General features: G+C 48.1%; 1 protein-coding gene. It reads left to right on the forward strand.

From position 1 onward, the window contains the following. Window positions 1–576 (forward strand): hypothetical protein (locus R7R78_RS28240; protein WP_225474866.1); only part of this gene is annotated, 576 nt, incomplete at both ends.

Below are 576 nucleotides of genomic sequence, written 5' to 3' on the forward strand. Positions count from 1 at the left end.
TTTTCAAGCAGATGCAACCGCGGACGATGTTCTCATCGACATTGACCTTGCGCTAGGTGATTACGTTCCGAACTCGACCTTCATTATCCAAGATGGCGTAGAAACTCAGCTCAAAGATGTGACGGGTAAACTGCAAGGTCAACCTGTAGTGATGTCGAGAATGGATAAAGGCTACGAAGTGGATGAGCTATATGGCTTGTCTCGTAACCGAACGCTTAAGCAGAGCAACCAAGTGGCGTTCCAATTCAAAACACGCACTCGCCAAGGCTTCTCATTCAAGGTGACCACCGATAACGGCACGCACATCGAGTTCGACCAACAAGGCAATGCGATTACCAAGCATAAAGGTGATAAGCAAAAAGGCCTGTCGGCAGAGAACATCGATGTAGAGAGAAACCTTTATCGCGACGGGGATGAGTACCTTTGGGAGATCGTCGTTGAGAACAAAGGGCTTTATGAAGACGGTATTCCGGGTGTTCGACTGCTTACCGTCGAGGGCATCATTATCGAGACCGACCAATATGGTCGATACCATGTTCCAGATCAGTGGGTGTTGAATAAGAAAGGGAAGCAGTT

Source organism: Vibrio sp. 2134-1 (assembly GCF_033339495.1).